Source organism: Pseudomonas sp. Z3-8 (assembly GCF_051131975.1).
Taxonomy (GTDB): Bacteria; Pseudomonadota; Gammaproteobacteria; order Pseudomonadales; family Pseudomonadaceae; genus Aquipseudomonas.
Genome location: NZ_CP071643.1, coordinates 4,382,954 through 4,409,128, shown reverse-complemented (window position 1 = coordinate 4,409,128; position 26,175 = coordinate 4,382,954). Strand labels below are relative to the sequence as shown.

25 protein-coding genes, 4 tRNA genes and 1 pseudogene are annotated in these 26,175 nt (G+C 61.1%); 22 read left to right on the top strand and 8 right to left on the bottom strand.

Annotation, left to right across the window (positions count from 1 at the left end):
* The first annotated feature begins 81 nt into the window (after positions 1 to 81).
* The 3 genes and pseudogenes from J3P94_RS20125 to J3P94_RS20115 all read left to right on the top strand — a co-directional run bounded on the left by J3P94_RS20125 (position 82) and on the right by J3P94_RS20115 (position 3,557).
* Positions 82 to 1,479: a PLP-dependent aminotransferase family protein gene (locus J3P94_RS20125; RefSeq protein ID WP_434569386.1), complete on the top strand. Its 1,398-nt coding sequence runs from the start codon at positions 82 to 84 to the stop codon at positions 1,477 to 1,479.
* Between the two features lie 110 nt (positions 1,480 to 1,589).
* Positions 1,590 to 2,648 (top strand): annotated as a pseudogene (locus tag J3P94_RS20120) (methyl-accepting chemotaxis protein); the annotation flags it as partial.
* Positions 2,649 to 2,675: 27 nt separating this feature from the next.
* Positions 2,676 to 3,557 carry a methyl-accepting chemotaxis protein gene (locus J3P94_RS20115; RefSeq protein ID WP_434574261.1) on the top strand — a complete coding sequence of 294 codons (882 nt, stop codon included), beginning with the start codon at positions 2,676 to 2,678 and terminating at the stop codon, positions 3,555 to 3,557.
* A gap of 95 nt (positions 3,558 to 3,652) precedes the next feature.
* Here J3P94_RS20115 and J3P94_RS20110 read toward each other — a convergent pair whose 3' ends face one another.
* A complete protein-coding gene (locus J3P94_RS20110) occupies positions 3,653 to 4,411 on the bottom strand; it encodes a hypothetical protein (protein ID WP_305496076.1) in 759 nt (252 codons plus the stop codon).
* A gap of 371 nt (positions 4,412 to 4,782) precedes the next feature.
* On the opposite strand from J3P94_RS20110, the gene J3P94_RS20105 reads away from it, so the two are divergent.
* The 4 genes from J3P94_RS20105 (at position 4,783) to J3P94_RS20090 (ending at position 5,196) form a co-directional block, all read left to right on the top strand.
* Positions 4,783 to 4,858, top strand: a tRNA-Glu gene (locus J3P94_RS20105).
* 2 nt (positions 4,859 to 4,860) lie between these two features.
* Positions 4,861 to 4,936: transfer RNA gene (locus J3P94_RS20100), tRNA-Gly, on the top strand.
* Positions 4,937 to 5,041: 105 nt separating this feature from the next.
* Positions 5,042 to 5,117: transfer RNA gene (locus J3P94_RS20095), tRNA-Glu, on the top strand.
* Between the two features lie 3 nt (positions 5,118 to 5,120).
* A tRNA-Gly gene (locus tag J3P94_RS20090) sits at positions 5,121 to 5,196 on the top strand.
* Between the two features lie 60 nt (positions 5,197 to 5,256).
* On the opposite strand, the gene J3P94_RS20085 is transcribed toward J3P94_RS20090, so the two are convergent.
* Positions 5,257 to 6,117 carry a helix-turn-helix domain-containing protein gene (locus J3P94_RS20085; protein ID WP_434569385.1) on the bottom strand — a complete coding sequence of 287 codons (861 nt, stop codon included), beginning with the start codon at positions 6,115 to 6,117 and terminating at the stop codon, positions 5,257 to 5,259.
* Between the two features lie 298 nt (positions 6,118 to 6,415).
* Between J3P94_RS20085 and J3P94_RS20080 the strand changes: the two genes are divergently transcribed.
* The 12 genes from J3P94_RS20080 to J3P94_RS20025 all read left to right on the top strand — a co-directional run bounded on the left by J3P94_RS20080 (position 6,416) and on the right by J3P94_RS20025 (position 16,682).
* Positions 6,416 to 6,610 carry a Flp family type IVb pilin gene (locus J3P94_RS20080; protein WP_008070254.1) on the top strand — a complete coding sequence of 65 codons (195 nt, stop codon included), beginning with the start codon at positions 6,416 to 6,418 and terminating at the stop codon, positions 6,608 to 6,610.
* A 156-nt stretch (positions 6,611 to 6,766) separates the two neighbouring features.
* Positions 6,767 to 6,961, top strand: coding sequence for a Flp family type IVb pilin (locus tag J3P94_RS20075; protein ID WP_434569384.1), 195 nt, complete (start codon positions 6,767 to 6,769; stop codon positions 6,959 to 6,961).
* A 26-nt stretch (positions 6,962 to 6,987) separates the two neighbouring features.
* Positions 6,988 to 7,518, top strand: coding sequence for an A24 family peptidase (locus J3P94_RS20070; RefSeq protein ID WP_434569383.1), 531 nt, complete (start codon positions 6,988 to 6,990; stop codon positions 7,516 to 7,518).
* A gap of 2 nt (positions 7,519 to 7,520) precedes the next feature.
* A complete protein-coding gene (locus tag J3P94_RS20065; protein ID WP_434569382.1) occupies positions 7,521 to 8,849 on the top strand; it encodes an AAA family ATPase in 1,329 nt (442 codons plus the stop codon).
* Between the two features lie 15 nt (positions 8,850 to 8,864).
* Positions 8,865 to 9,680: a Flp pilus assembly protein CpaB gene (gene cpaB, locus J3P94_RS20060; protein ID WP_434569381.1), complete on the top strand. Its 816-nt coding sequence runs from the start codon at positions 8,865 to 8,867 to the stop codon at positions 9,678 to 9,680.
* A 70-nt stretch (positions 9,681 to 9,750) separates the two neighbouring features.
* Positions 9,751 to 11,082, top strand: coding sequence for a TadE/TadG family type IV pilus assembly protein (locus tag J3P94_RS20055; RefSeq protein ID WP_434574260.1), 1,332 nt, complete (start codon positions 9,751 to 9,753; stop codon positions 11,080 to 11,082).
* 8 nt (positions 11,083 to 11,090) lie between these two features.
* The gene (locus tag J3P94_RS20050; protein WP_434569380.1) at positions 11,091 to 11,555 is read left to right on the top strand and encodes a TadE/TadG family type IV pilus assembly protein; all 465 of its coding nucleotides are present in this window, start codon (positions 11,091 to 11,093) and stop codon (positions 11,553 to 11,555) included.
* Positions 11,555 to 12,049, top strand: a complete 495-nt coding sequence (locus J3P94_RS20045) for a TadE family protein (RefSeq protein ID WP_434569379.1) — start codon at positions 11,555 to 11,557, stop codon at positions 12,047 to 12,049. The genes J3P94_RS20050 and J3P94_RS20045 overlap by 1 nt, the downstream gene beginning before the upstream one ends.
* The gene (locus J3P94_RS20040; protein ID WP_434569378.1) at positions 12,043 to 13,263 is read left to right on the top strand and encodes an AAA family ATPase; all 1,221 of its coding nucleotides are present in this window, start codon (positions 12,043 to 12,045) and stop codon (positions 13,261 to 13,263) included. The genes J3P94_RS20045 and J3P94_RS20040 overlap by 7 nt, the downstream gene beginning before the upstream one ends.
* Positions 13,264 to 13,266: 3 nt before the next feature.
* On the top strand, positions 13,267 to 14,706 hold the full coding sequence (locus J3P94_RS20035; protein ID WP_434569377.1) for a CpaF family protein: 1,440 nt from the start codon (positions 13,267 to 13,269) through the stop codon (positions 14,704 to 14,706).
* On the top strand, positions 14,703 to 15,689 hold the full coding sequence (locus tag J3P94_RS20030) for a type II secretion system F family protein (RefSeq protein WP_434569376.1): 987 nt from the start codon (positions 14,703 to 14,705) through the stop codon (positions 15,687 to 15,689). The genes J3P94_RS20035 and J3P94_RS20030 overlap by 4 nt, the downstream gene beginning before the upstream one ends.
* A 27-nt stretch (positions 15,690 to 15,716) precedes the next feature.
* The gene (locus J3P94_RS20025; RefSeq protein ID WP_434569375.1) at positions 15,717 to 16,682 is read left to right on the top strand and encodes a type II secretion system F family protein; all 966 of its coding nucleotides are present in this window, start codon (positions 15,717 to 15,719) and stop codon (positions 16,680 to 16,682) included.
* Between the two features lie 342 nt (positions 16,683 to 17,024).
* Here J3P94_RS20025 and J3P94_RS20020 read toward each other — a convergent pair whose 3' ends face one another.
* The 5 genes from J3P94_RS20020 to J3P94_RS20000 all read right to left on the bottom strand — a co-directional run bounded on the left by J3P94_RS20020 (position 17,025) and on the right by J3P94_RS20000 (position 22,633).
* A complete protein-coding gene (locus tag J3P94_RS20020; protein ID WP_434569374.1) occupies positions 17,025 to 17,294 on the bottom strand; it encodes a DUF3613 domain-containing protein in 270 nt (89 codons plus the stop codon).
* A 21-nt stretch (positions 17,295 to 17,315) separates the two neighbouring features.
* Positions 17,316 to 18,029 carry a tetratricopeptide repeat protein gene (locus tag J3P94_RS20015; RefSeq protein ID WP_434569373.1) on the bottom strand — a complete coding sequence of 238 codons (714 nt, stop codon included), beginning with the start codon at positions 18,027 to 18,029 and terminating at the stop codon, positions 17,316 to 17,318.
* Between the two features lie 56 nt (positions 18,030 to 18,085).
* Complete coding sequence (locus J3P94_RS20010; RefSeq protein ID WP_434569372.1) at positions 18,086 to 19,309, bottom strand: type II and III secretion system protein family protein; 1,224 nt, start codon at positions 19,307 to 19,309, stop codon at positions 18,086 to 18,088.
* A 380-nt stretch (positions 19,310 to 19,689) separates the two neighbouring features.
* A complete protein-coding gene (locus J3P94_RS20005) occupies positions 19,690 to 20,097 on the bottom strand; it encodes a PA2817 family protein (protein WP_305496075.1) in 408 nt (135 codons plus the stop codon).
* Positions 20,098 to 20,185: 88 nt separating this feature from the next.
* Complete coding sequence (locus J3P94_RS20000) at positions 20,186 to 22,633, bottom strand: acyl-CoA dehydrogenase (protein ID WP_434569371.1); 2,448 nt, start codon at positions 22,631 to 22,633, stop codon at positions 20,186 to 20,188.
* Positions 22,634 to 22,910: 277 nt separating this feature from the next.
* Here J3P94_RS20000 and J3P94_RS19995 point away from each other — a divergent pair, with 277 nt between their 5' ends.
* The 3 genes from J3P94_RS19995 (at position 22,911) to J3P94_RS19985 (ending at position 25,383) form a co-directional block, all read left to right on the top strand.
* Positions 22,911 to 23,534, top strand: coding sequence for a glutathione S-transferase family protein (locus J3P94_RS19995; protein WP_434569370.1), 624 nt, complete (start codon positions 22,911 to 22,913; stop codon positions 23,532 to 23,534).
* Between the two features lie 134 nt (positions 23,535 to 23,668).
* Positions 23,669 to 24,601 (top strand): ABC transporter ATP-binding protein, encoded by a 933-nt coding sequence (locus J3P94_RS19990; RefSeq protein ID WP_305496072.1) that lies wholly within the window; start codon positions 23,669 to 23,671, stop codon positions 24,599 to 24,601.
* Positions 24,602 to 24,603: 2 nt separating this feature from the next.
* Positions 24,604 to 25,383 carry an ABC transporter permease gene (locus tag J3P94_RS19985; protein WP_434574258.1) on the top strand — a complete coding sequence of 260 codons (780 nt, stop codon included), beginning with the start codon at positions 24,604 to 24,606 and terminating at the stop codon, positions 25,381 to 25,383.
* A gap of 164 nt (positions 25,384 to 25,547) precedes the next feature.
* Here J3P94_RS19985 and J3P94_RS19980 read toward each other — a convergent pair whose 3' ends face one another.
* Positions 25,548 to 26,078, bottom strand: coding sequence for a DUF2062 domain-containing protein (locus J3P94_RS19980; protein ID WP_434569369.1), 531 nt, complete (start codon positions 26,076 to 26,078; stop codon positions 25,548 to 25,550).
* Positions 26,079 to 26,175: the final 97 nt, after the last annotated feature.

The window sequence follows — 26,175 nt, the reverse complement described above, 5'->3', positions numbered from 1 at the left end:
CGTTGGCTTACATCGTCCGATCCGGCCCTGTGCTTAACTGTTTGTGAACGCAAACACATACGCTTAGGAGCTTGGTTACTCATGGAGTTGAGAATCGACCGGCAGGCCCTGGTGCCTGTCGTGCAGCAAATTGTCGACGCGCTGGCCAGCCGGATCCGCCAGGGTGTGGTACCGCCAGGAGCCCGACTGCCGTCCATCCGACAGTTGGCGCGGGAAAACCTGCTAAGCCAGGCGAGTGTCCACGAGGCTTGCCAGCGGCTGGTGGCCCAGGGGTTGCTGGCATCTCGTCACGGCTCAAGTTTTCTGGTTGCCTCAGGCCCCTTGGCATGGCATGAGCCTGTCGATCAGTTTTGGCCGCCGGGCATTTCTGACCAGCAGGCGGGATTGGGGGACGGTTTGCCAGGGCCACTGGAGTTGGGTGGCGGCGGGTTGCCGGAGAGTTGGCGTGAAAGCGATGACCTTGGTTATGCGATCCGCCAGGTCTCTCGAACCGACATGGCGGGGCTGTTCAACTACAGCACGCCGATGGGGCTGCCGGCACTGCGGGAGCAATTGTCCAGGCGCCTGAAACAGTTTGATATCAACGCTGATGAAAACCTGGTCCTGACCACGACGGGGGCAAGCCACGGGCTGGACCTGATCGTGCGGACACTTCTGCAACCAGGGAGCTGCGTCGTGGTGGAAAGCCCGGGTTATTCGAAACTGTTCGACCTGCTCCGGCTGCACAAGATCGACATGGTCGAACTGCCGAGGACTCCCCACGGCCCGGACATTGCTGCGCTCGAATTTCTGTTGGCGATGCATCGCCCCAGTGCCCTGTTTATCAACAGTGCCTGCCACAACCCGACCGGCAGCAACCTGTCCCTGGCCGTGGCCCAGCGGTTGCTGGAGCTGGCGAAAGAGCACGCCATGCTGGTCATCGAGGACGATGTCTATGCCGACTTCCAGGGTTCGACGCGAGTCCGACTGGCCGCTCTGGATGCCGATGTGATCTACATCGGCAGTTTCTCGAAAACCCTCAGCAGTTCTTTGCGAGTCGGCTTCGTGGCAGCCAGGTCCTGCGTTATCGCGCGCCTGAGCGAGGTCAAGGGAATAACCAGCATGGGCGGGTCGCGATTCTGTGAAGCGGTGTTGACCAATCTGTTGGCCAACGGTGCCTACCGAAAACTGGTCCAGCGCCAGCGACAGCGGTTGAATGCCGATATGGCTGTAACGTTGGAGTTGCTCGACGAGACCGACTGGGAAGTGTTTGGCAAGCCGGCGGGAGGGCTGTTCATTTGGGCGCGTCCGCCCGTTTGCGACTATGCCAGGTTGCAGCGTCTGGCCAGGTACTGCGGCATCCAGCTGTCCTCGCGTACGGCGTTCAGTCCTTCAGGCACCGACACTGACTGGTTGCGGATCAACGTGGCTCATGCCCGAGACCCCAAGGCGCTGGCGTTTTTCCATGCCACGGCTCTGGATCGACCTCAAGTGTCCTGAAAACGACGCGGCTGTAGCTTTTTGCCATTATTCCGACGCAGGCATCTTGTGTTGCGAGGTGTCTCGTTGCGAATCTGCAAGCAACACACACTGGCAGAGGACTGGGCGCAATGATTACGGCCGTGCAAGGACGTTTTGCCAACCTCGGTATGGCGAAAAAACTGGGCATCGGGTTTTTCCTGGTGTTGCTGCTCACTGCGTTGGTGGCGGCCATCGGTGTCTGGTCCCTGCAAACCATCAGTCAGCGTTTCGATGGTTTGAAACAGATGTCGTCCCTCAACAGCGGGTTGCTCAAGGTCCGGTTGCTTGAGCAGGAATACGCCTCGCGCTCCGACCCCAAGACGGCCGATGCCTTGCGCCAGGGTGTCGATGCATTGGTTGCCCTGGCGAATGAGCTCAAGGCGCAATCGGCTGCCAATGTACCGGTGATGAATGATGTGGAGCAGGCTCTGGCGGCGTATCGCAAGGCGTTCGATGAGTTTGTGGATCTGAGCCAGAGCAAGGACCTGGCCCTGGAAATGGCCAGTTGGTCGGTTTCCAGTGTCGCCAACAACCTGGATGTGTTGCAGGCGGGTCTGGCCGATGACGGCGCTTATACCTTGAAAGAGTCCGAAGGCAAGGACGGTGCGGAATTCATCGAGCAGGCCAACCAGGTCAGCGAGGTCTCGCGGCTGATGCTGCAGGCCATGAACGAAGCGCGGGTTCGCCTGGACCAGAGCCGTAAAGGCAGCGAGGAGAACGCTGGGCAAGGCAACATCGAACAGGCCGAGCAGGCCATGAAACTGGCCGAAGTACTCAAGGGCGCGGTCAAGGATCCAGGTTACCAGACCGTACTCAACGAAGTGGCCGGGCACATCGGCGGATTTAATCAGCAGTTGGCCGAATACACCGGTTTGCTGGCCAAGGAGAAAACCGTCTACCAACAATTGCATGAGCGTGCCGACCAGGTTGTGGCGCGGGTCGACCAGGCCTACAACGCCGAAGACAGTGCAATGCAGGCGGAGCTGAAGAAAAATTCGCTGATGATCGTCGGTTCGTCGGCCCTGGCCCTGCTGGTGGGATTGATCGCTGCCTGGCTCATCACCCGCCTGATCGTTACGCCGCTGCGCAGTGTCATTCGCGTCGCCCAACAGATTGCTTCAGGTGACTTGAGTGCCAAGGTCGATGTGACACGTCGGGATGAGATCGGCCAGTTGATGCTGGCCATGCAGCAGATGGCGGCCGGCTTGAGCAGCATCGTCAGCGGCTTGCAGGCCGGCATCGAGCAATTGGCCAGCTCGGCACAGTCGCTGTCGTCCGTGACCGAGCAGACCAACCTTGAAGTCAGCAGCCAGAAGGAGGAAACCGAGCAGGTGGCCACGGCCATGAACCAGATGACCGCCACCGTGCATGACGTGGCGCGCAACGCCGAAGAGGCCGCGCAAGCAGCCCAGACCGCCGACGACAAGGTTGAAAGCGGCCAGCGGGTGGTGCGCCAGAGCATGGTGCGTATCGAACAACTGGCTGATTCGGCCACGTCGGCCAGCACCAGCATCGAAAGCCTCAGCGCCGAGATACAGAACATCGGCACGGTGCTGAGCGTGATCAAGAGCGTCGCCGAACAAACCAACCTGCTGGCGCTCAACGCCGCTATCGAGGCGGCCAGGGCTGGCGAGCAGGGCAGGGGTTTTGCCGTGGTGGCCGATGAGGTACGAGCCCTGGCCAAGCGTACGCAACAGTCCACCGAGGAAATCGAGCGATTGGTCAGCGCCCTGCGCTCGGCCGCACAGGCCTCCGTACAACAGATCCAGAGCAGCGGCGAATTGGTGAAAATGGCCGTCAGCGATGCGCTGCAGACTGAAAGCGCACTGGGCAGCATCGCGGCGGCGGTGTCGTTGATCCAGCAGATGAACCAACAGATCGCGGCGGCAGCCGAGCAACAGAGTTCGGTGGCTGAAGAGATCAACCGCAGTGTTACCAGTATCCGTGCCAGCGCCGATCAATCGTCCATGGCCATGCAGGGCAATGCCGCTTCAAGCATTGAGCTGGCACAGCTGGGGAGCGAGTTGAAGGGGATGGTGGGGCATTTCAGGTTGTGAGTGTGGGGCTGCACTGATCGCCTTCGCGAGCAGGCTCGCTCCCACCCACAGAGAAATGTGTTTGCACAAGAAACGGGCGGGCTATCAGTCCGAACTCAATCGTAGACTTTCTTCTTTTTCCACTCGTCGTTCGCTTCGTCTTCCTTCAACCCTTCAGTCAACTGGTTAACCTCGCCCTCGACCGGCTGGGTGCTGGCCAGGACCTGGGCGTTGGCGCGGGCCAGAAGCTTCTCCAGATAGGCCAACTGTTCGGCATAGACCTGCGGCTCCTGCTGTTTGCGCAGGTATTGCACGCCCCGCTCGAAGGCCAGGCGGGCCTGCCCCGGTTGCTCCTGTTGCAAGGCTTGCTGACCGAGATTGTTAAAGAACTCGATGTGCAGCAGTACCAGCAGGTGCCGCACTTCACGGATCCAGCGCTTGGCCTCGTTGGGCGGCAGGAAGCCATCCTGCGCGGCGCGGGTGATCTGGCCGTGCAACGCTTCGAGCAGAAACCGCACATCCTTGGCCTTGGCCTCGGTTTGTATCGGTGCCGGCGGGTTGCTTACCGGAATCGACTCACCCTGGGCAGCCAATGCGGAGAGTTCATCCAGGCGAGCCTTGACCGCAGCGTTGGACTTTTCAAGATTGAGCAAGCGCTGGCAGACATTCATCTCCAGGCGCGTCATCAGCAATTTCAGGGCCGGGGTCATCAACTGGCCGGGGAAGGTTTCCGTGAGCTCGCCGCAACGCCGCAAGCGGTCGTTGAGTTCGACTTTGGTGCGGGCCTTTTCCAGCTTGTTGTTTTCCACCACATGGTTCATGTAGCCAATGGCGATCAACAGTGCGATCCCGGCTACGACGAGCAGGGTGATCATGAGTGGTGTCACCGGTAAGACCTCTTTATTAGCGTTCGCATGTCATGAGTGTAGTGGCTTGGCTTTTAAGCGCATAGGCCCGAGCGACGCGATTAGACGGGCGACGTACTGTTCACGCGGCGCGTAGCGGAGTAGATGCACATTGCCACTATTTGTCGGGCGCGACTATAACCCCTTGGCGGGCGACAGAATATAGGCGCCAGAGAGCGGACGGGGAAAATCCGCGAATCCTCCTCAAACCGGGCGAAGTCATTGATTTAAATAAATTTATATTCGGGGGTTGACGACCCTCCAATCCATCCATAGAATGCGCGCCACTTACAGCGTAAAGCACTCAGCCAAACGCGATAAGCAGTGAATGTTGTACGTGTGTCCCCTTCGTCTAGTGGCCTAGGACACCGCCCTTTCACGGCGGTAACAGGGGTTCGAGTCCCCTAGGGGACGCCAATGCGGGAATAGCTCAGTTGGTAGAGCACGACCTTGCCAAGGTCGGGGTCGCGAGTTCGAGTCTCGTTTCCCGCTCCAATTTTAAACAGCGTTGCTTTCGGGCAGGGCTGAGTGAAACCAGAGCCGACATCTTCGGATGCGGATTTGGGCACTGGGATACACACCATGTGTTCCAGTTAGCGTGTCCCCTTCGTCTAGTGGCCTAGGACACCGCCCTTTCACGGCGGTAACAGGGGTTCGAGTCCCCTAGGGGACGCCATTTGCGGGAATAGCTCAGTTGGTAGAGCACGACCTTGCCAAGGTCGGGGTCGCGAGTTCGAGTCTCGTTTCCCGCTCCAAATTCAAAAAAACGCCGCTCATCGAGCGGCGTTTTTTTATGCGCGTGAAAAAAGTCTTTTTCAGCCCTCAAGGCTGTGTACCAGGCTTTCCAGCGCCTCCTCATCCGATGGCAACGGCGCCGGGCTTGCGCAACGCATCAGATAGGCAAGGCGATATTCGCTCGGCGTACAGTTGGCGTACTGCTTGAAGGCACGCGCGAAGTAGGACGGGTCCTTGAATCCGGCCTCGTAGCCGATGCTGGTGATGGGCATCTGGCTGTTGTCGAGCAATTCCTTGGCGAAACTCATGCGCTTGTTCAGCACGTAGTCGGTGAACCCCAGGCCATTGGTCTCCTTGAACACGCGGCTGAAGCGAAACGTCGTCATGCCGCAACGCTTGGCCAGGTCGCGCTGATCGATGCTGTCGCGAAAGTGCTGGTCGATGTACAGCATGATGTGGTTGAGGGCCTGGTGTTTCTGATGCCCGGAGGTCAGGCGGATGCTGTCCGGCAGCGTTGGCGCATGGTCGATCTGCGAGGTCGAGCCATGGCCACCAGCCTGCCTGCGCAATTCGCACAATTGCACCACGGCGGTCAGGTAGCGTTTCCTCTCGGCGGCTGTCAGGGGAAGTACCATGTATTCCCAGACGCTCGAGCGCATGGCCCAGACCGCCAGCTCCTCGGAGTGCTGCACCGTGAACATGCTGATGGGAATTGCCGGGACGGTGCGCTTGATGTCCAGCAGCCGCCTGAGTCCCTGTGTATCCGGCCGGTCGAAATGAATGCAGATCATGTCGGCCTGTACACCATTGGGCAGCAGGGTGTTTTTTGCCAAGACGCAGTTGCACGTTTGCTCGAACTGGCTGGCGAGTTCCTTGGTGGACCGATCATGCGTCAGATCGAACCACAACAGCTTGGGCTTTCCAGTCTGATTCGGCGCCATAGGACAACTACTCGGTGGTTCTTCCTGCCCGTTAGCTAGCAGTATTGTCAATGTGCTATCAGTTTGCCGAATAAATTTTCCCCGGCGTCCCGTCCTTTAGCGCGTCGCCCCAGCCACCGCCGGTATAGCGCCCGGCAGGGTTGGCGCTCATGGGCAGGGCTATTTCGTCTGCCGCGCAAAATAATCCTAGCGTTGTGCAAAATCCTCCTAACGACTGTACCGACCTGCTGACTAGGGTTGCATCAGGCAGTTCGCAAAGTACTGCCTCTTTTAAAACAACCCCGATGAGGTGTGCGAAATGACTCTTCAAACTATCAAGGCTTCGGTACTGAAGTTCGCCAAAGATGAAGATGGCCTGACCATTGTGGAATACGCCGTAGCCGGTGGCCTGATCACCGTATTGGTCGCCGCAGCCTTCGTCCTTCTGGGCGGGGCCGTCAACACCAAGATCCGTGCGTTGTGCCAGGCCGTCAACGGCAACGTTGCCTGCTGACGGCGAACTTGCGCGATGGGGACACGGTAACTTCCAGGGAAGCTGCTTGCGACTCTTTTGCAGTGAGTACAACGACTTGGACAAATGGACTTGGTGTTGTCCCCGACAACTAAGTTCATGACTTCGAGCCTTTGTTCAAAGGTAGGGTGAATCAAGATGACTCTTCAAACAGCAAAAACTGCAATCAGCAAGTTCGCCAAGGATGAAGATGGCCTGACCATCGTCGAATACGCCGTGGCGGGCGGCCTGATCACGGTGTTGGTGGCAGCGGCTTTCGTCCTCCTGGGCGGTGTCGTGGATACCAAGATCCGCGCGCTGTGCCAGGCCGCCAACGGCAACGTGGCCTGCTAACGACAATCGCAACAGGGAGGCACGTCATGTCCATGGAATTGCTCATATCGACAATATTGCTGCTAGGACTGCTGGGAGTGGCGGTGGTGGGCGATCTGCGTCGCCACCGTATCCCTAACACGCTGGTCCTGACGGGGGTTGCGCTGGGATTGGCCGGCCAGGTTTATACCGGCGGGTTGAGCGGGTTGGGTGACAGCCTGCTGGGTATGCTGATCTGTTTCGCGCTGTTCCTGCCGATGTACGCCGTGGGCGGCATGGCCGCTGGCGACGTCAAGTTGATGACCATGGTCGGCGGTTTCCTGCCCTTTCATTACGCCCTTTGGGCGGCGCTGTTCAGCCTGATCGCCGGCGGGGTGTGCGGTTTCCTGATCGTCCTGGCCCGCGGCCAACTGCTCCGGACCCTGCAGCGTTACTGGTTGAGCGTCCGGGCCCAGGCCTATCTGGCGCCCACTGTCGATGAGGTGGCTGGCAAACCTTTTCCCTATTCGATTGCAATCCTGATCGGCACCTTGAACAGCGTTTACTGGCAACTGGTTGCCGACGGCTGGGGAGTCTAGTCATGCACGTCATCAACGATAGCGATGCCTACCCCAGTGAACGGGAAGCGGTGCAGCGCCTGGCGCCCCAGCCTGGCTCCATACGCGACACCGGCCTGACCGACAGCTTTCTCGGCGAACTGGTCTGCAAGCATTTGCACGAAGCCGGTGTGCTGGACATGTCGCGACTGGTCGAACGCCTGGCCCTGACCGGCGCAGTGCTGGAGGAAGTGCTGGCCTTCCTGCGCAAGGACGGTCGGGTCGAAGTGCTGGGCCAACTGGCCCAGGCAGGCGGGCAGTCGCTGCGTTATGGCCTGACCGAACGCGGCCGCAGTTTCGCCCGGGATGCGCTGGCCCGCAGTGGCTACATCGGCGCGGCACCGTTCCCGGTCAGCACGTATCGCTCGCTGATCAAGATCCAGACCATCCACCACGGCCGTATCACCGCCAAGGATATGAACCACGCCCTGGCGGGCATGGTGCTGAGCCAGGGCATGCTCGACCAGTTGGGCGTCGCGCTGAATTCCGGGCGGGCAATCATGATCTACGGCCCGGCGGGCACTGGGAAAACCTACGTCAGCAGCCGGCTGATCCGGTTGTTTGCCGAGGCCATCTGGGTGCCCCACGCCATCGTCATCAACGAGTCGGTGATCGAGATCTACGATCCGCAGGTGCACCAGCGTCTGGATGACAGCGGCCAGACGAACAGCCTGATGCTCAACGAAGGCATCGATCGCCGGTTGCTGTGCTGCAAACGTCCGATCGTCATCACCGGCGGCGAATTGAGCATGGAGCAACTGGACGTACGCTACGACCCGTTCACCCGCCAATACCAGGCGGCCTTGCAGCTCAAGGCCAGCAACGGCCTGTTCATCATCGACGACATGGGCCGCCAGCGCATGGCCCCGGCTGAATTGCTCAATCGCTGGATCGTGCCGATGGAGGAAAAGCGCGACTTCATCAACCTGGGCGGCGGCCGCCACTGCGAGCTGCCGTTCGACCTGGTGCTGGTGTTCTCCACCAACCTCAATCCCCTCGAACTGGCCGACGAGGCCTTCTTGCGGCGCATCGGCTACAAGGTCCAGTTCGGCTACCTCAAACCCGAGGAATACGAGCGCATCTGGCGCCAGGAATGCGAACGCCTGGGCATCGTGCATGACCCGCAGCTGGTGCGTCATGTCCTGCAGCGGTTGTATGGGGGCGAGGGCATGCCGCTGGTGCCCTGCCATCCCCGCGACCTGTTGAGCATGGCGCTCGACCGCCAGCGTTACCTGGGCGGTTCCGGGCCCCTGGCGCCCCAAGAGCTGGAGTGGGCCTGGCACAACTACTTCGTTCAGCTCGACTTCCTTTGATCTGGAGATACCGACATGAGCTCTCGTACGTTTTCGCTGATAGGCGTTTCCCTGGTAATGGGCCTTGGTGCCGCATGGATGGCTGACTCCTGGCTGAGCGCGCGACTCAACGCGACCCCCGACGATCATCTGCGCAGCGTCGTCATCGCGACGGTCCAAATCCCCTTCGGGCAAATGGTCGAGGCCCAGCAGGTGACGACCGTGCGCATGCCCATGGACACCATCCCGGACGATGCCTTCGATGCCAGTGAAAAAGCCGTGGGCAAGATCGCCACGTTCGACATCCTGCGCGGCGACATCGTGCGCGGTGCCCGGCTCAGCGAGCACTTGGGTGGCAGCACCCTGGCCTCGCTGATCGCGCCGGACAAACGCGCCATATCGGTACGCGTGGATGATGTGGTCGGTGTCGGTGGATTCCTGTTGCCAGGTAATCGGGTCGATGTGCTGGCGACCAAGACCACCAACGCCGGTAGCAACAGCGCCACGTCCCGGACTCTGCTGGAGAACCTGCGGGTGCTGGCGGTGGACCAGACGGCGGGTACTGACAAGACCCAACCGGTAGTGGTGCGGGCCGTGACCCTGGAAATGTCCGCCAGCGAAGCGGAATTGCTGGTCACCGCGCAGACTGAAGGCAAGCTGCAACTGGCCTTGCGCAACCCGTTGAACCTGGAGAAGAGAGCCTTGGCCGTTGCGCCGCCAGCTCCGGCGCCGATGATGACGGTGGCTGCAGCTCCGGTGCCACGGCCTGCGGTGCAGCGCAGCGTCAAGCCTCAGGGCAGTGCGGTCACGTTGATCCGTGGGGTTGAAAGCAGTGTGATCAACATCCGCTGAATGAAGCACCTGTGCCAGCCCCCTCGGGCTGGCGATACCGATCCTCAACGTTGTAGATGAGGGCTCGATGATGAATTCCAGTACCCGGCAGCCCTTGACGCTGCCTAGACGCCAGGGAGGGGCGGTGAGTGTATTGATGGTGATCGCGCTGGTGGCGATTTCCATGATGGCGGCGTTGGCCCTGGACGGCGGTCACATGTTGCTGAACAAGACGCGCCTGCAGAACGCGGTGGATGCCGCGGCCTTGGGTGGCGCGAAGACCCTGAGCCAGGTGAGCGGTGGCGTCAACATGTCCAGCAGTACCCGCACGGCGGCCCTGGACACCCTGACGCTCAATGCCGACGCCGCTGGCAACGCCGAACTCGCAACGGCCATCGCCGGCAATCCGGGGGCGTTTGCCGTGGTCGAGTTGGCCAGCAGCGTCTATGGGCCTTTCTCCTATCCTGGCCCGACCGATGCGAAGTACGTACGGGTATCGGTCGCCAGTTATCAACTGAACGGGTTCTTCTGGAGTGCCGTCCAGACGATGGGCAGCGACGGCCTGGGCAACAAGAGAGTCGCGGCGATCGCCACGGCAGGCCCCAGCCCGACGGCTCCGTGCGATCTGGCGCCGCTCATGGTCTGTGGCGATACCTCTCAATACAACCCGGCCGCCGGTAATTTCTGGGGCTACCGATTTGGTGACCTGGAAGTGTTGAAGACTGCGGCAGGCAATACTTCGCCCATCGGACCGGGCAACTTCCAACTGCTCGATTTCGGCTCCGGCGGCAGTGCGGTACGGGAAGACCTGGCCGGTGGTGGTTCGATTTGCCGCAGTGTCGGGGACAACGTCCAGACCTCGCCCGGCAACAAGGCGGGCCCGACATCCCAGGGCCTGAACACCCGCTTCGGGATCTACAACGGTCCGGTCAGTTCCTCCGACTACCCGCCCGATCTGGTCACGGCCTCCAACACGCCGGCAATGACCTATGACGATGCGCTTGGCCCCAGATACGAAGGCCAGTCTGTCACCTCGAGCAATGGCGACCTGTCGGCGGGCGGCCAGGCGATCCTGGATTACAACGATTGGCGCGCCAGCGTTGCCGCGTGTGTCGCGGGAGGCGGCAGCGGCTGTGAAAGCAATGGGGTGTTCGAGCGCAGGATGCTGAAAATCGTCATCGGCGACTGCGCCGGAAAACTCAGCGGCTCGACTTCGATCCCGGTCCTCGGTTTCGGCTGCTATTTCGTCGTGCAGCCGGTGAACGGCGGTGGTTCGGAATCCGTCATCTTTGGTCAGTTCGTCCAGGAGTGCGAGGGCGACAACGTCCCCGGGCCGACGCCGTCCAGCGATGCCGGCCCGCAAATCATCCAGCTCTATAAAACCTACCTCAACGGCAGCGGCACTCCGAGCACCGACTCGTAGGAGGCGTCATGAGACTTGTCCCATTCAGACCGCGTCGCGCCCAGCAAGGGGTGGCGCTGGTGGAATTCACTCTGGTGCTGCCGTTGTTGCTGCTGCTGTTGCTGGCCTTCGGCGAGTTCGGTCGCATGCTTTATCAGTACAACGTGCTGCTGCAAGCCAGTCGCGATGCCGGGCGCTTCGTCTCCAGCCAGGCCTGGAACACCACCCTTGGCGCCATCGACTTGAACGGCACGCTGCGGACCCGGACAAAAAACGTCGCGGTGTATGGCGTGCCCAGCACCGCCGGTGCGGCGGTAGTGCCGGGGTTGACAGTCGGCAACGTGGTGGTCGAGGCCGTGGGCAGCAATCACGTGAGGGTGACCATCACCCATGCTTTTTCCCCGGTCATCGGCACTGTGATTCCAGGCTTCTTCGGTGCTCCTACCCGCCTGGGCATCGATCTGGTCGCGACTACTGTGATGAGGGCGCTCTGATGAACCGCAAGCACATGCGCGGTACCTATGTCGTGGAGTTCGCCTTCGTCGGCCTGCTGGTGTTCACCCTGCTGTTCGGCGTCGTCGAAATGGGCCGCCTGTATTTCACTGCCAATGCCCTGGATGAAGCGGCACGGCGCGGGGCACGGCTGGCGGCGGTGTGCAACATCAGCGATCCGGTGGTCTTGCGCCGGGCCATTTTCAACGCCGCGACGGACGCCGGCACCAGCCAGCTGATCAGCAACCTGGCCACCACGAACCTGGCGCTGACGTACCTGGACGTCGACGGTGCTGTCGTCGCCAACCCGGCCAACACCACTGGCACCGCAGGTTTTCGGGCCATCCGCTACGTGCAGTTGAGCGTGCAGAACTTCACTTTCAATCTGTTCATCCCCGGCTTGGGCGTGTCGATTACGTTGCCTACCTTCAGGGCGACCTTGCCACGCGAAAGTCTTGGGCGTCATTCCGATTCAGGGGAGATCACACCATGCTGAACACCCGGGAAACTCCGCTCACGACCGCTACCGGCAGGCCCGGCTTGCGGTTACTGATCAGCAGTCGCGACGCGACGTCGCTGCGCGATCTGCAATGCGTCTGCCAGCGCATGCCGGGCCTTGAAGTCAGCACCCGGCTGGTCAGCAACGGGCATGTCGATCCGCTCTTCGGCCTCGATCGCATGCCTGACCTGTTGCTGTTGCGGGTCAGCCATCTGTGGCGCGAGGAACTGTCGGCGCTGCTGCAACGTCCGGCCCATGAGCGCCCGCCGATGCTGGTGTGCGGTCTGTTGGGCGAGCAGGAGGGCATGCGCCTGGCCATGCAGGCCGGTGCGCGTGACGTGCTGCCCGAACCCTTCGCCGATACGGAGCTGGCGGCCGCGCTGAACCGGCTGGTGGCCGAAGTGCGTCTCGGCAACGGCAACGAAGGCAAGCTGATTGCAGTGATCAGCGCCAAGGGCGGCTCCGGCGGGACCCTGGTGGCGTGCAACATGGCCCAGCAACTCAGCGCTCGTGCAGGCAATACCCTGCTGTTGGACATGGACTTGCAGTTTGGCAGCGTGACCCATTACCTGGACGTGGCGCAGTCCCACAGCCACCTTGAAGTGCTGCAGCAGGTCGATGACATGGACAGCGTGGCGCTTCGCGGTTTTTGCAGCCATTTCAGCCCGACCTTGCATGTGCTGGGTGGCCGGGCCGGCGAGCTGTGCCTGCCCCAGGATGCCCAGCCCGAGCAGCTCGATGCGCTGTTGCAACTGGCACGCGGCAGCTATGACTGGGTCGTGGTGGACCTGCCCAGGCAGATCGACCACCTCACCGGCGCAGTCCTGGAACAGGTCGACCGGGTGTACGTGGTGGTCCAGCAGAGCGTCAGCCACCTGCGTGATGCCAGCGCCCTGGTGCGGATCCTTCGCGAAGACCTGGGCGTGCGCGGCGAGCAACTGCAGATCGTGATCAACCGCTACGACAAGACCTCCGCCGTCAGTCTGAAGGATGTTGGCGAGGCCCTGCGTTGCGCGAACCTGTCGAAATTACCCAATGACTTCAACCTGGTCAGCCAGAGTCAGAACACTGGCGTGCCGTTGGGGCTGCATGCGCCGAAGGCGGCTATCACCGCCGCCCTGCGCGATTTGGCCGAGGACCTGGTCGGTCACCAGATGGCCGCAGACAAAGGCCTGCTCAAACGCGCCTTCAACCGTTTTTTCGGGGGATGACCCATGATCAGCGACTTCCGCAACCGCTTGCGCAAACAGCCCGCCAGAGCCGCGGCTCCAGCCGCCCAGCCGAGAGACAGCCTGCCCGATAGCATGGATGAATTGATGCCATGGGAGCAGGCCGTCCCGGATGTGCTCTATGAAACCCGCAGCCAGGTTACCCCGGTGGAAGCCGAGTGGCGGGAAAGAATCTATCAGCAACTGCTCAAGGTCATGGACCTGTCCCTGCTCGATGCCTTGGAGCAGGCCGAGGCTGCGCGGCAGATCCGCGATATCTGCCAGCGCTTGCTGGAAGAACATTCGGCCCCTGTCAGCACGGCCAGCCGCCAGCTGATCATCAAGCAGATCACCGATGAAGTGCTCGGGCTCGGGCCTCTGGAACCGTTGCTGGCCGACCACAGCGTCTCCGACATCCTGGTCAACGGCTTCGCCTCGGTCTATGTCGAACGCTTCGGAAAGCTGCAACGCACCGACGTGCGTTTCCGCGACGACCAGCACTTGTTGAATATCATTGACCGCATCGTTTCCAGCCTCGGCCGGCGCATCGATGAGTCCTCGCCGTTGGTCGACGCACGCCTCAAGGACGGCTCGCGCGTCAACGCGATCATTCCGCCGCTGGCCATCGACGGCCCGAGCATGTCGATCCGGCGTTTTGCCGTGGACCTGCTCAACACCGACAGCCTGATCCAGGTGGGCACCATGACCCCGGCCATCGCCTTGCTGCTCAAGGCCATCGTCCGCGGACGCCTGAACGTGTTGATTTCCGGCGGGACCGGCAGCGGCAAGACCACCATGCTCAACGTGTTGTCGAGCTTCATCCCGCATAACGAGCGCATCGTCACCATAGAGGATTCGGCCGAGTTGCAATTGCAGCAACCCCATGTGGTGCGCCTGGAAACCCGGCCCTCGAACATCGAAGGTCGTGGCGAGGTGAGCCAGCGTGAACTGGTGCGCAACAGCCTGCGGATGCGTCCCGACCGCATCGTCATCGGCGAAGTGCGTGGCGCCGAAGCGATGGACATGCTCACCGCCATGAACACCGGCCACGATGGTTCCCTCACGACGATCCATGCCAACACCGCCCGCGATGCACTGGGGCGAATCGAAAACATGGTGTCGATGACCGGGGCGACGTTTCCCATCAAGGCGATGCGTCAACAAATTGCCTCGGCCATCGATGTCGTGATCCAACTGGAGCGTCAAGAAGACGGCAAGCGCCGCGTTGTGAGCATGCAGGAGATCAATGGCATGGAAGGGGAGATCATCACCATGACCGAAATCTTCTCGTTTGCCCGCCACGGTCTCGGCGAGCACGGTGAGGTGCTCGGGGAATATCGGCCTAGCGGCATGATCCCGGCGTTTCGCGACGTGCTGGCCAAGCGCGGCATCGAGCTGCCGCTGACACTGTTCCGTCCTGAATGGATGGAGGGTCGGCAGTCATGAATAACATTCCTGGTGAATTCATCCTGGCGTTCCTCGGCATGGTCTTTGTGGCTGTGTTCCTGCTGTCCCAGGGCGTGGTGGTCCCGGTCTTCGGCGAGGCGGGGAAAATGCGCAAGCGCATTCGTGGCCGTCTGCATGTGCTGGAGAAAGCCAACCACTTGCCCAACATGCAGACGGTATTGCGGCAGAAATACCTGACGCGCCTGTCTCCCTTGGAGGCCCGGCTGGAGCAACTGCCGTTCATGGCCAGCCTGACCCAGATGATCGAGCAGTCCGGCCATGAATACCGGGCCTATCGGGTCATGCTGCTCGGCCTGGCGCTGGGCGTGGCCGCCGGGGCCGCGGTGCTGCTGGTGTCGCCGCTCTGGTGGATGGCGCTGATCGCGTCGTTTGTCGTGACGTGGCTGCCGCTGCTGAAAATCATGCGCGACCGCAACAGGCGTTTCGCTGCGTTCGAGGAGGGCTTGCCGGATGCGCTGGACGCCATGTGCCGGGCCTTGCGCGCCGGGCATCCGTTCAACGAAACCTTGCGACTGGTGGCCGAGGAGCACAAGGGGCCGGTGGCCCAGGAGTTCGGCATGACCTTCTCCGACATCAACTATGGCAACGACGTGCGCAGGGCCATGCTTGGTCTGCTGGAGCGCATGCCGAGCATGACCGTGATGATGCTGGTGACCTCCATCCTCATTCACCGCGAGACCGGCGGCAACCTGACCGAAGTACTCGAGCGCCTGAGCAGGTTGATCCGCGGGCGCTTTCGCTTCCAGCGCAAAATCAGAACGTTGTCGGCGGAGGGACGCATGTCGGCCTGGGTACTGGTGGCGATCCCGTTCGTGCTGGCGATCGCCATCGTGCTCACCAGCCCCAGCTACATGCCTGTGCTGATCAACGACCCCATCGGTCACAAGCTGATCATCGGTGCCTTCTGCGCCATGTTGATCGGAATTTTCTGGATCAAGAAAATTATCCGGATCCAGGTTTAAGTGCTGTTGTGCCCAGAGGTGGCAGTCATGGATTTCTTACTTGGGTTGTTCAGTCGGTTCACCGGAAGCGAGGAGCTCGCCCGGCTGTTGTTCATCGTTGTGATCGGCCTCAGCACGGTGCTCGCAGCCGTCGCCGTCAGCCTGCTTTTGCTGGGCTTGCAGGACCCGGTCCAGCGGCGCCTGGCGTTAATCAAGCGCGGCTATTCCGGCAGCACGGCGGGGCAGGAGGCGCCCGGCAACCTGCAACTGCTGCTGGAGCGGGTCGGCCAGCGCTTTGCCTCGGCCGACCCGACGCAGGTTTCGGCGACCCAGATGCTGCTGACGCATGCTGGCTACCGCTCCGCCTCGGCGGTCCAGATGTATTGGGCTGTGCGCCTGATCCTGCCGCTACTGATGATTGGCCTTGCGCTGGTGTTGCTGCCGATGATCAAGGTTTCAGTGGCTATTGGTTTGCTGGCCGTGACGCTCGTTGCCGGCATCGGCTGGCTGTTGCCGGCGCTCTATGTCGGCAAGCGCAAGCTGGCACGGCAAACCCGTTTGCGCGCGGCGTTCCCGGATGCGCTGGACCTGATGGTCGTCTGCGTCGAGTCAGGCCTGGCCCTGCCCACGACGATAGAACGGGTGGCTGAAGAAATGTCGGTCAGCCAGGTCGAACTGGCCGAGGAACTGGCCTTGGTCAACGCTCAGATCCGCGCGGGCATCACCAGTACCGAGGCGCTCAAGCAATTGGCCGTGCGCACCGGCCTGGAAGACATCCAGGGCCTGGTCAGCCTGTTGGCGCAAAGTATCCGTTTCGGCACCAGCGTGGCCGATACCCTGCGAATCTATGCCGACGAATTTCGTGACCGGCGGACCCAGGCCGCCGAAGAAATGGGTGCCAAGGTCGGCACTAAACTGATCTTCCCGCTGATCTTCTGCCTCTGGCCAAGCTTCTTCCTGGTCGCCATAGGCCCCGCCATGATCGGTGTGTTCAGGGCTTTCGGGAATATGTAGCACTGCTTGTCTGTCGTAGATTCATGTGGGAGCGAGCCTGCTCGCGAAAGCGCTGTAACAGTCGATGTAGATGTTGGCTGCCAGATCGCTATCGCGAGCAAGCTCGCTCCCACAGGTGCTTGTGTTGCTCCACCTATTCGTGTCCATCCGCTGACCGCGCTTATGTCGCTGCACCTTCAGGCACCACACCCCGTGGCGAGGGAGCTTGCTCCCGCTGGGGCGCGCAGCGGCCCCGGTCTGTTTCAGTCAAATACCCGTAAGACAAAAGATCGCAGCCCCGGCAGTCCTGCATCGAATGCAAGGTTGCCGAAGGCTGCGATCCCGGGGTTGTCGTGACGGGTGTTATTTGCTGCTGGTGATCTCTCCACCCGAGTCCTGGTCAAAAAATTCCGGGATCGGGTAGGTGAAACTATTGAGCCAGCGCTGCATGGCCAGCTCGCGTTCGGTGGCCGAGACGGTCTGCAGATTGGTCGATGCCACGACACCGCGGATCTGCAGTTGCATCCAGCGCTCGGTGCCTTGCTGCGCCGCGGAGGAAGGACCTGGCTCGATCGCCCAGGCGGTGGTAGACAGGCAGGCCACGCAAACGATCATCAATTGTTGGGTTTTCATTGTCCGGACTCCTCGAATGCTCTACTTGGCCGCGCCGGTTGAGGCCTCGACGACCTCGTTCAGGCGGTTCGCTTGTGTCGTCAGGGGATGACTGGCCGAGCCCCTGATTTTTTCCGCGCGGGCCTGGGCATCAGCTATCTGCTGAGGGCTCAGCTTGGCCATGTTCGCGAGCTCGGCGGCCTGCTTCCAGTTGTCCTGGTAGATCAACAGGGTGACCATGTTAAGTGCCGCCAGCGAGTCTGATCGCTGAAGTTCCATGGCTGTCATGAACTCGAAGCGGGCCTGGGGAATCCGGCGTTGGTTGAGATAGACCACCCCCAGGTCGTTGCGGATCTTGCCTTCGGTGGGGGCCATCCTGGCGGCGTGCTCAAGGTGTTCCGTAGCGCTGGCGTAATCATTTCGAGCGGCGGCCAACTGCCCCAGGCCATGTTCGCCGTCGGCGGCCAGGCAAGTCCCGAGCAGGCTCCTGTACAGCGGCTCGGCCTCGTTGCGCCCCATCAGGCGCAGCACCCGAGCCTTGCGCAGGCGAACCTGGACCAGCTCCTCGGGTAAACCTTCGAGGTTCGCCAGGCTGGCATACAAGCGCCCATCATTGGCCATGTCATCGGCCAGGTTGAGGGCCAGATCCTGATCGGATCCGGGCTTGGCGCAACTGGCCGGGTGCGAGGCCACGGTGCCGTTGCTGGCGCAACCGGTCAACACCAGGGCCGCCGCTATTGCGGTCAATGTTTTCATTAAATTTCCCCTTGTCACCGGCTGGATGGGTGACGCCTCGGATTTCGGATGGCGGCTCATTGGGAAAGCCCGCTGCGCTTGTCGAACTCGCCGTTTTCAAGGAAATACATGCGATAGAAGTTCGGGTCATAATTGCGCAGTTGCTCGCCCGGTAGCGTCGGCAACTGAGCGTTGGCGGCCAAGGGCTGAACCAGGTGCGGCGTGACGATCATCAGCAGTTCGCGCTCTTCGCGATTGATCGAATTGTCACGGAAAAATGCACCGAGAATCGGCACGTCGCCCAGGCCCGGAAATTTGTTCACCTGAGACGCATTGCGTGTGCTGATCAGACCGCTGATGACAAAGCTTTCACCGTCGGCCAGGGCGATGCTGGTATCGGTGCGGCGCACGGTCAGCGCCGGGACGAGCGTGCCGGCAATGTTCACGGCGTTGGTGAAATCCAGTTCACTGACTTCGGGCGCCACCTTCAACACGATGCGATTCTTGCCGATGACGGTCGGCGTGAGCGTCAGGCGAATCCCGAACTCCTTGTACTCGATGGACACGTTGTCGCTCCCGGCACTCGGCACCGGAATCGGTACTTCGCCACCGGCCAGGAAGCTCGCGCTTTGCCCGCTGAGCGCCACCAGGCTCGGCCGCGCCAGGGTATAGGCAAAACCGCTGCCCTCCAGCGCGTTGATCATCAGCAGCGTCTGCCCGGTGGCGAAGGACAGGTTGAACATGTCGTTGTTGACCGGCAGGGAAGGACGGACTACGCCGCCGATCGTGGGCAGCGTTCTGGGCGAGCCGAACAGGAAGTTGCCACGGCTACCGAAAATCGAAGTCGAGGCCTCCTTGAGCTTGGTCCGGCTGACCTCGACGAAGCGGATGTCGGTCTGGACCTGGGCGAGCAGCATCGGGTCTTCCGACGGCACACTCGCGGCGCTGGTCAGCGCCGCGGTGGCCCGGCCCGTCACGAAGACCATGCTCTGGCGCGGTATTTTCGAGCACTCGGTCCAGACCATCAGACTGGTAGCACCGGGCATCAGGCCGGTGAGAATGAAGGCATCGCTGCCACTGGGTTGCACGTCGGCAATCTTCGGATCGCCCACCGCCAGCTTCGTCACGGGGGCCAGGATACGCAGTTCATTCTGCAGCCCTTGGCCGACCTCGAAGGTCGCGGGCAGATTGTCCAGTTGCGAGCAGTTGGCCGAAGCAGCGTGGGCTGCTTCCAGGCCGAGGCTCATCCAGAACAATCCATGTATGAAGCGTTTTAGTGTAGGCACGGTGCGATAGGTCATGAAGTGATCCTCGTCAGAGAGGCCATCCCAGGCTGGTCGGTCGCCTCGGATCACTTAAGAGGCCCGGGCTGCCCCTCTGTATCTCACCTGATCGCCTGATCGGGTGGCCTCGGGCGTGGTCAGACATGCCGTCCCGAGTCCTGCTGTTGTGACGGTAGTTCACCCATGGCAAAGCGCCACGTCGCAAATGAAGTTTCCGCCTGAAATCTGACGGAAGGAAAGAAACTAAGAAACAGGTGTCAATAAAATATCTTTTTGCTGTCTTGCGCCGGGGAGGAAATTGGCGGGGCAGGGCGATTCGGGTCTCCCGATGTTCTTTCATTCCCACAAAAAAGGCCCGCAGGGTTAAACCGTGCTGGCCTTCGAGTGATAGCGGGCAATCAGTGCTTGCTGTCCTGATCCGACATGGCCAGCAATTGTTTTTCCTGGTTCCAGTCGAACGGCTCGTCGTTTTGCTCGGCTTCGAAACGACGTTCCTCGAGGGCCTGGTACAGGGCGATCTCTTCGTCGGGCATGTAGTGCAGGCAATCGCCGCCGAAATACCACAGCAGGTCTCGAGGTACCAGGTGGGCGATCTGTGGATAACGCACGATCACCTGGCACAGCAGGTCCTGACCCAGGTACTGGCTTTCGATCGGGTCGACTGGCAGTTGCGCGCGCAATTCGTCAAAGCGCTCCAGGAACAGCGCATGGCTTTCTTCGGGAACCTGTTCGGCCTCACCCACGGCGACCAGGATGCTGCGCAAGTGGTCAAGCAAGACGAGGTGATCGGCAACGACGTTGGACACGAGATAAGTCCTCAAGAGCAAAACGGGCGCAGGAGTATAAAGCCCCTGCGCCCGCTTTTACATGCTATCGATCAGATCGCTGCCAGCATCACCGCACCTTGGCCTCGGCGAGCGTCAGTTCCTCCTTGTCGAAATCATCCACATCGATGACCTTGCGGCGTGCCTCTTCGGCTGCGTGCAGGGTCTGCGCCTCACCGGCTTGCAGGATACCCGCCTCCAGGGCCGCATCGATGATAGATTCGCCGGGCGCAGGGTTGAGTTGGCCCTGCTTGAACGCTCCATGGAGCTTTTTGTGAAGCGGCTGGGCGGCGGCCAGCAGGTCAGCGGCATGTTGCAGCGCACCCACCGGGTCCTCTTGCGACTGCGGGCGATAACAGCCTTGGAGCAGCTCTTCCAGAGTCGGATCGCCCTTTGCGCGGCCGATAACGGCGGCCACCTCGGCGTCCAGCCTGTCGCTCGGTCCCTTGTGACGGCGGCCGAAAGGAAACACCACCACTCGCAAGAGGCCGCCCAGCAGCCGATTCGGGAAGTTGACCAGCAGTTCGTCCAGTGCCCGCTCCGATTGACCCAGGCTTTCCTCCATGGCCCAGCGAAACAGCGGTGCCATATGGTCTGGCGAGTCAAGGTCGTGATAGCGCTTGAGCGCCGCCGAGGCCAGGTAAAGGTTGCTCAATACATCGCCCAGGCGGGCCGAAAGGCGTTCGCGACGTTTGAGTTCGCCACCCAGCAGCATCATGCTCAGGTCCGCCAGCAAGGCGAACGCCGCCGCCTGCCGGTTGAGGGCACGGAAATACCCTTGGCTCAGGGCATTGCCCGGCACGTTGTCGAAGTGCCCCAGGCCGAGGTTCAGGACCAGAGTGCTGGCGGCGTTGCCGATGGCAAAACCGATGTGCTTGAGCAGCAACCCGTCGAATTCGACCAATGCCTGGTCTTTGTCTTCTCGAGTTGCCAGGGCCATTTCCTTCAATACGAACGGATGACAGCGAATCGCCCCCTGGCCGAAGATCATCAGGTTGCGCGAGAGGATATTCGCGCCTTCGACTGTGATGAAGATCGGCGCACCTTGCCAGCTGCGGCCCAGGTAATTGTTCGGCCCCATGATGATGCCCTTGCCGCCGTGCACGTCCATGGCGTGGCTGATGCACTCGCGGCCGCGCTCGGTCAGGTGGTACTTGAGGATGGCCGAGAGTACCGAGGGTTTTTCGCCGAGGTCCACCGCGTTGGCGGTCAGCATGCGTGCGGCGTCCATCAGCCAGGCATTACCGCCGATACGTGCCATGGCTTCCTGGATGCCCTCGAAGGCGGACAACGGCACGTTGAATTGTTCCCTTACCTGGGCGTACTGGCCGGTGACCAGGCTGGTGAACTTCGCCGCGCCGGTCCCTACCGCTGGCAGGGAAATCGAGCGCCCGACCGACAGGCAATTCATCAGCATCATCCAGCCCTTGCCGAGCATGGCCTGGCCGCCGATGAGGCAGTCCAGCGGGATGAACACGTCCTTGCCCCAGTTCGGTCCGTTCATGAAGGCGGCGCCAAGAGGCAGGTGACGGCGACCGATATTGACCCCGGGCGTATCCGTGGGGATCAGCGCCAGGCTGATCCCCAGGTCCTCTTCTTCACCCAACAGGTGCTCCGGGTCGTAGGCTTTGAAGGCCAGGCCGAGGAGGGTGGCGACGGGGCCGAGGGTGATGTAGCGTTTTTCCCAGTTCAAGCGCAGGCCGATGGTTTCCTGGCCTTGCCATTCGCCTTTGCAAATGATCCCTGTGTCGGGCATCGCCCCCGCATCGGAGCCAGCCAGCGGCCCGGTCAGGGCGAAGCAGGGAATATCGTCGCCCCGGGCCAGTCGCGGCAGATAATGGTTGCGTTGTTCATCGGTGCCGTAGTGCAGCAGCAGTTCCGCCGGGCCGAGGGAGTTGGGGACCATCACGGTGGACGCAAGGTCGCCACTGCGGGTCGCCAGTTTCATCGCCACCTGGGAATGGGCGTAGGCGGAAAATCCCTTGCCGCCGTATTCTTTCGGAATGATCAGGGCGAAGAAACCATGTTCCTTGATATGGGCCCAGGCTTCGGGCGGCAGGTCCATGGCCTGGCCGATCTGCCAGTCGCTGACCATCGCGCAGAGTTCTTCGGTTGGACCGTCGAGAAACGCCTGCTCTTCGTCAGTCAGTTTCACTTTTGGGTAGGCCAGCAGCATGTCCCAGTCCGGCCGGCCGCTGAATAATTCCCCGTCCCACCACACCGTGCCGGCATCAATGGCATCGCGCTCGGTCTCGGACATCGGTGGCAAGGTTTTCTGGAACCAGTCGAACATCGGCGCGCTGAAATATCTACGGCGCAGGTCAGGTAGCAACAGCGGGGCTGCAACGGCGGCAAGTACCAACCATAGGACAAGCAGCAGCCACCCGGGCGCATGGCTGAAGATGCCCATCGCCAACAGGTAGACCGCAACGATGCCCAGCGCTGGCAGCGGGGCGGTGCGGCGGTGTGCCAGCCAGGCTATCCCGACGACCAGAACCAGTATCCACAACAACAGCATAAATAATCCTCCGTGAACCAGGGCAAGACCGACCCTCAGAGCTTAGACGTCCTCTGTAAAACCGGCGGTCGGCGCGATGTGATTGATTTCGTGGGAAACCTTGGATGCATTGCGCCAGTCTGGTTGGCAACACCGGTAGGAAATCGTTCGTTGGTCAGGTGAGAAAACGCCATTGTTTGGCTGAAACGCCGTTATTGCTCGGCAACATGCAGGGCGATTTGAGTCGCGGTTGATCCGGCGTATGCTGCTGCGGCATTTATCCATTGAGGAAGCCGTGATGCTGAAGATCTGGGGTCGGAAGAATTCGTCGAACGTGCGCAAGGCGCTGTGGTGTGCCGAAGAGCTGGGGCTGAACTATGAGGCCATCGACGCGGGCGGCGCGTTTGGCATGGTGGATACGCCCGAGTACCGCGCGAAAAATCCCAACGGCCGGGTTCCGATGATAGAAGACGACGGCTTCGTGCTCTGGGAATCCAATACCATCGTGCGTTACCTGGCGGCTCGCCATGCCTCAGGCTCGGCCTGGTATCCCGATGACATACAGGCCCGGGCCAGCGCTGAAAAATGGATGGACTGGACCACGTCCAGCTTTGCCGCTCCGTTTCGCACGGTGTTCTGGGGCGTGCTGCGCACCCCGGCCGAGCAGCAGGACTGGCCGGCCATCAATGCGGCAATCAAGGAGTGCGACCAGTTGCTGGCAATGGTGGAGCAAGCCCTGGGCGAACAGCCTTACCTCTGCGGTGACGAAATCGGCATGGGCGACATTCCCTTGGGCAGTTTCATTTATGCCTGGTTCGAGATGCCCATCGAGCGCGCCGCATTGCCTCGGCTGGAGGCCTGGTACGCGCGGCTCCAGCAGCGTCCGGCTTATCGCAAGGCCGTCATGACCGCGTTGACTTAATACTTACTATCGACACACTTCACTGTACTTGTGCGGCGACGCCACGCACCATTGCCTTCATGCGCCGTGGTTGTATTGCTCGCCGCCGGCCCTTATCTATTCTTCTTCCTCCCCTTCTTGGTGCGTAATCCGATATGAGTTCCGCTCTGTCCATACGGCAGCTAACCAAAACCTACGGCAACGGTTTCCAGGCCCTGAGTGGTATCGATCTGGATGTCGCCGAAGGTGATTTTTTTGCCTTGCTGGGCCCCAACGGTGCCGGCAAATCCACCACCATCGGCATTCTTTCCACGCTGGTGAACAAATCCGGCGGGACGGTGAACGTCTTCGGCCATGACCTGGACCGCGAGCCCGCCGCGCTCAAGCGCTGCATTGGCGTGGTGCCCCAGGAATTCAACTTCAACCAGTTCGAAAAGACCTTCGACATCGTCGTGACCCAGGCCGGCTACTACGGCATCCCGCCGAAGATCGCCAACGAGCGCGCCGAGCAGTATCTGACCCAGCTCGGCTTGTGGGATAAGCGCGATGTGCCGTCCCGTTCGTTGTCCGGCGGCATGAAGCGACGCCTGATGATTGCCCGTGCGCTGGTGCATGAACCGCGCCTGCTGATCCTCGACGAACCCACCGCCGGCGTGGACATCGAGCTGCGTCGTTCGATGTGGACCTTCCTCACCGAGCTGAACCAGAAAGGCATCACCATCATCCTCACCACGCACTACCTGGAAGAGGCCGAGCAGCTGTGCCGCAACATCGGCATCATCGACCACGGCACCATCGTCGAGAACACCAGCATGCGGCAGTTGCTGAGCCAGCTGCATGTGGAAACCTTCCTGCTGGATCTCAAGCATGACCTGAGCGCCGCGCCGCAGCTGGTGGGTTATCCGGCTCGCCTGCTCGACGGCCATACCCTGGAGGTCCAGGTTGACAAGTCCGCCGGTATCACCGGGCTGTTCACCCAGCTGGCCGTGCAAAACATCGAAGTGCTGAGCCTGCGCAACAAGACCAATCGCCTTGAGGAGTTGTTCGTGTCCCTGGTGGAAAAAAACCTGGCGAAGGTGGCGGTATGAGTATGAGTTCGGAACTGCGCCCCAACCTCATCGCCCTCAATACCATTGTCTATCGTGAAGTCCGGCGCTTCATGCGGATCTGGCCGCAGACCCTGCTGCCCCCGGCGATCACCATGGTCCTGTACTTCGTGATTTTCGGTAACCTGATCGGCCGGCAGATCGGCGACATGGGCGGTTTCACGTACATGGACTACATTGTGCCGGGGCTGATCATGATGTCGGTGATCACCAACTCCTACGGCAACGTGGTATCGAGTTTCTTCGGCAGCAAGTTCCAGCGCTCCATCGAAGAGCTGATGGTTTCGCCGGTTTCACCCCATACGATCCTGATCGGCTTCACCCTGGGCGGCGTGCTGCGCGGGCTGGCGGTCGGCCTGATCGTGACGCTGCTGTCGCTGTTCTTCACCAATCTGCAGGTGCATCACCTGGGGGTGACGATCCTGGTGGTGGTCCTGACGGCGACGATCTTTTCGCTGTTGGGCTTCATCAACGCGGTGTTCGCGCGAAACTTCGATGACATCTCCATCATCCCGACGTTCGTGCTCACGCCGCTGACGTATCTGGGCGGGGTGTTCTACTCGATTTCCCTGCTGCCACCGTTCTGGCAGACCGTATCGCTGGCCAACCCGGTGCTGCATATGGTCAATGCTTTCCGCTACGGGATCCTTGGCGTTTCGGACATTCGCATCAGTATTGCAATTACCTTCATGCTGGTGGCGACCGTGGTGCTTTATGTGAGCTGTGCGCGGTTGCTGGTGAGTGGGCGAGGGATGCGTACCTGACACTGTCCGTGTCTGAAGTGTCGTACCTGTGGGAGCGAGCCTGCTCGCGAAGACTGAACATCATCCGATGCAGATGTTGGATGTGATGGCCTCTTCGCGAGCAGGCTCGCTCCCACAAGGACTTCGGATTACCCCTGAATGTCGTGTCTGGAGGGGAAACGCGGTCAGTCCAGTTTTTCTCTCATCCGACTGCGCTTGCGTCGCCGCCACTGCCTGGCAACCCACCATCGCCAATACGCCATGGTGACGAAATAAGCCAAGACTCCAAGCACCAACCCAGTGACCACCGACCCCAGCAAAAATGGCTGCCACAACGTTGACAGCTGGTTGGTGATCCACTCCCAGGTCAATTCGTCCGGCAGCGTCCGGGCTGGAACGTCCATCAGCCAGGCGCCGGTCTGATAGGTGCAGAAGAATACCGCGGGCATGGTGATGGGGTTGGTCAGCCAGACCAGGCTTACCGCGATCGGGATGTTGCCGCGAACCGTGACGGCCAGCGCGGCGGCCAGGAGCATTTGCAGCGGTATCGGCAGAAAAGCGGCGAACAGGCCAACGGCCATCGCCCGCGCCACCGAATGACGATTGAGGTGCCAGAGGTTGGGATCGTGCAGCAGGGTGCCGAGAAAGCGTAAGGATTTATGTTCCCGAATGCTCGCGGGGTCAGGCATGTAACGTTTGAATAATCGCCGGGGCATAAGGCTTCTCGGTCGGGTCAAAGCAGTAAGGCCGCAAGTATGTCCGGATTCTACAACCGGGAGATTCAGACTTTGTGACAATTGTTAACGCCCACGG

What these genes read in the sequence shown, in the direction of transcription:
- J3P94_RS20125 (WP_434569386.1), top strand. Translation starts at nt 82, where the DNA reads ATGGAGTTGAGAATCGACCGGCAGGCCCTGGTGCCTGTCGTGCAGCAA.
- J3P94_RS20115 (WP_434574261.1), top strand. Translation starts at nt 2,676, where the DNA reads ATGCTGGCCATGCAGCAGATGGCGGCCGGCTTGAGCAGCATCGTCAGC.
- J3P94_RS20110 (WP_305496076.1), bottom strand. Translation starts at nt 4,411, where the DNA reads ATGATCACCCTGCTCGTCGTAGCCGGGATCGCACTGTTGATCGCCATT.
- J3P94_RS20085 (WP_434569385.1), bottom strand. Translation starts at nt 6,117, where the DNA reads ATGGCGCCGAATCAGACTGGAAAGCCCAAGCTGTTGTGGTTCGATCTG.
- J3P94_RS20080 (WP_008070254.1), top strand. Translation starts at nt 6,416, where the DNA reads ATGACTCTTCAAACTATCAAGGCTTCGGTACTGAAGTTCGCCAAAGAT.
- J3P94_RS20075 (WP_434569384.1), top strand. Translation starts at nt 6,767, where the DNA reads ATGACTCTTCAAACAGCAAAAACTGCAATCAGCAAGTTCGCCAAGGAT.
- J3P94_RS20070 (WP_434569383.1), top strand. Translation starts at nt 6,988, where the DNA reads ATGTCCATGGAATTGCTCATATCGACAATATTGCTGCTAGGACTGCTG.
- J3P94_RS20065 (WP_434569382.1), top strand. Translation starts at nt 7,521, where the DNA reads ATGCACGTCATCAACGATAGCGATGCCTACCCCAGTGAACGGGAAGCG.
- cpaB (WP_434569381.1), top strand. Translation starts at nt 8,865, where the DNA reads ATGAGCTCTCGTACGTTTTCGCTGATAGGCGTTTCCCTGGTAATGGGC.
- J3P94_RS20055 (WP_434574260.1), top strand. Translation starts at nt 9,751, where the DNA reads ATGAATTCCAGTACCCGGCAGCCCTTGACGCTGCCTAGACGCCAGGGA.
- J3P94_RS20050 (WP_434569380.1), top strand. Translation starts at nt 11,091, where the DNA reads ATGAGACTTGTCCCATTCAGACCGCGTCGCGCCCAGCAAGGGGTGGCG.
- J3P94_RS20045 (WP_434569379.1), top strand. Translation starts at nt 11,555, where the DNA reads ATGAACCGCAAGCACATGCGCGGTACCTATGTCGTGGAGTTCGCCTTC.
- J3P94_RS20040 (WP_434569378.1), top strand. Translation starts at nt 12,043, where the DNA reads ATGCTGAACACCCGGGAAACTCCGCTCACGACCGCTACCGGCAGGCCC.
- J3P94_RS20035 (WP_434569377.1), top strand. Translation starts at nt 13,267, where the DNA reads ATGATCAGCGACTTCCGCAACCGCTTGCGCAAACAGCCCGCCAGAGCC.
- J3P94_RS20030 (WP_434569376.1), top strand. Translation starts at nt 14,703, where the DNA reads ATGAATAACATTCCTGGTGAATTCATCCTGGCGTTCCTCGGCATGGTC.
- J3P94_RS20025 (WP_434569375.1), top strand. Translation starts at nt 15,717, where the DNA reads ATGGATTTCTTACTTGGGTTGTTCAGTCGGTTCACCGGAAGCGAGGAG.
- J3P94_RS20020 (WP_434569374.1), bottom strand. Translation starts at nt 17,294, where the DNA reads ATGAAAACCCAACAATTGATGATCGTTTGCGTGGCCTGCCTGTCTACC.
- J3P94_RS20015 (WP_434569373.1), bottom strand. Translation starts at nt 18,029, where the DNA reads ATGAAAACATTGACCGCAATAGCGGCGGCCCTGGTGTTGACCGGTTGC.
- J3P94_RS20010 (WP_434569372.1), bottom strand. Translation starts at nt 19,309, where the DNA reads ATGACCTATCGCACCGTGCCTACACTAAAACGCTTCATACATGGATTG.
- J3P94_RS20000 (WP_434569371.1), bottom strand. Translation starts at nt 22,633, where the DNA reads ATGCTGTTGTTGTGGATACTGGTTCTGGTCGTCGGGATAGCCTGGCTG.
- J3P94_RS19995 (WP_434569370.1), top strand. Translation starts at nt 22,911, where the DNA reads ATGCTGAAGATCTGGGGTCGGAAGAATTCGTCGAACGTGCGCAAGGCG.
- J3P94_RS19990 (WP_305496072.1), top strand. Translation starts at nt 23,669, where the DNA reads ATGAGTTCCGCTCTGTCCATACGGCAGCTAACCAAAACCTACGGCAAC.
- J3P94_RS19985 (WP_434574258.1), top strand. Translation starts at nt 24,604, where the DNA reads ATGAGTTCGGAACTGCGCCCCAACCTCATCGCCCTCAATACCATTGTC.
- J3P94_RS19980 (WP_434569369.1), bottom strand. Translation starts at nt 26,078, where the DNA reads ATGCCCCGGCGATTATTCAAACGTTACATGCCTGACCCCGCGAGCATT.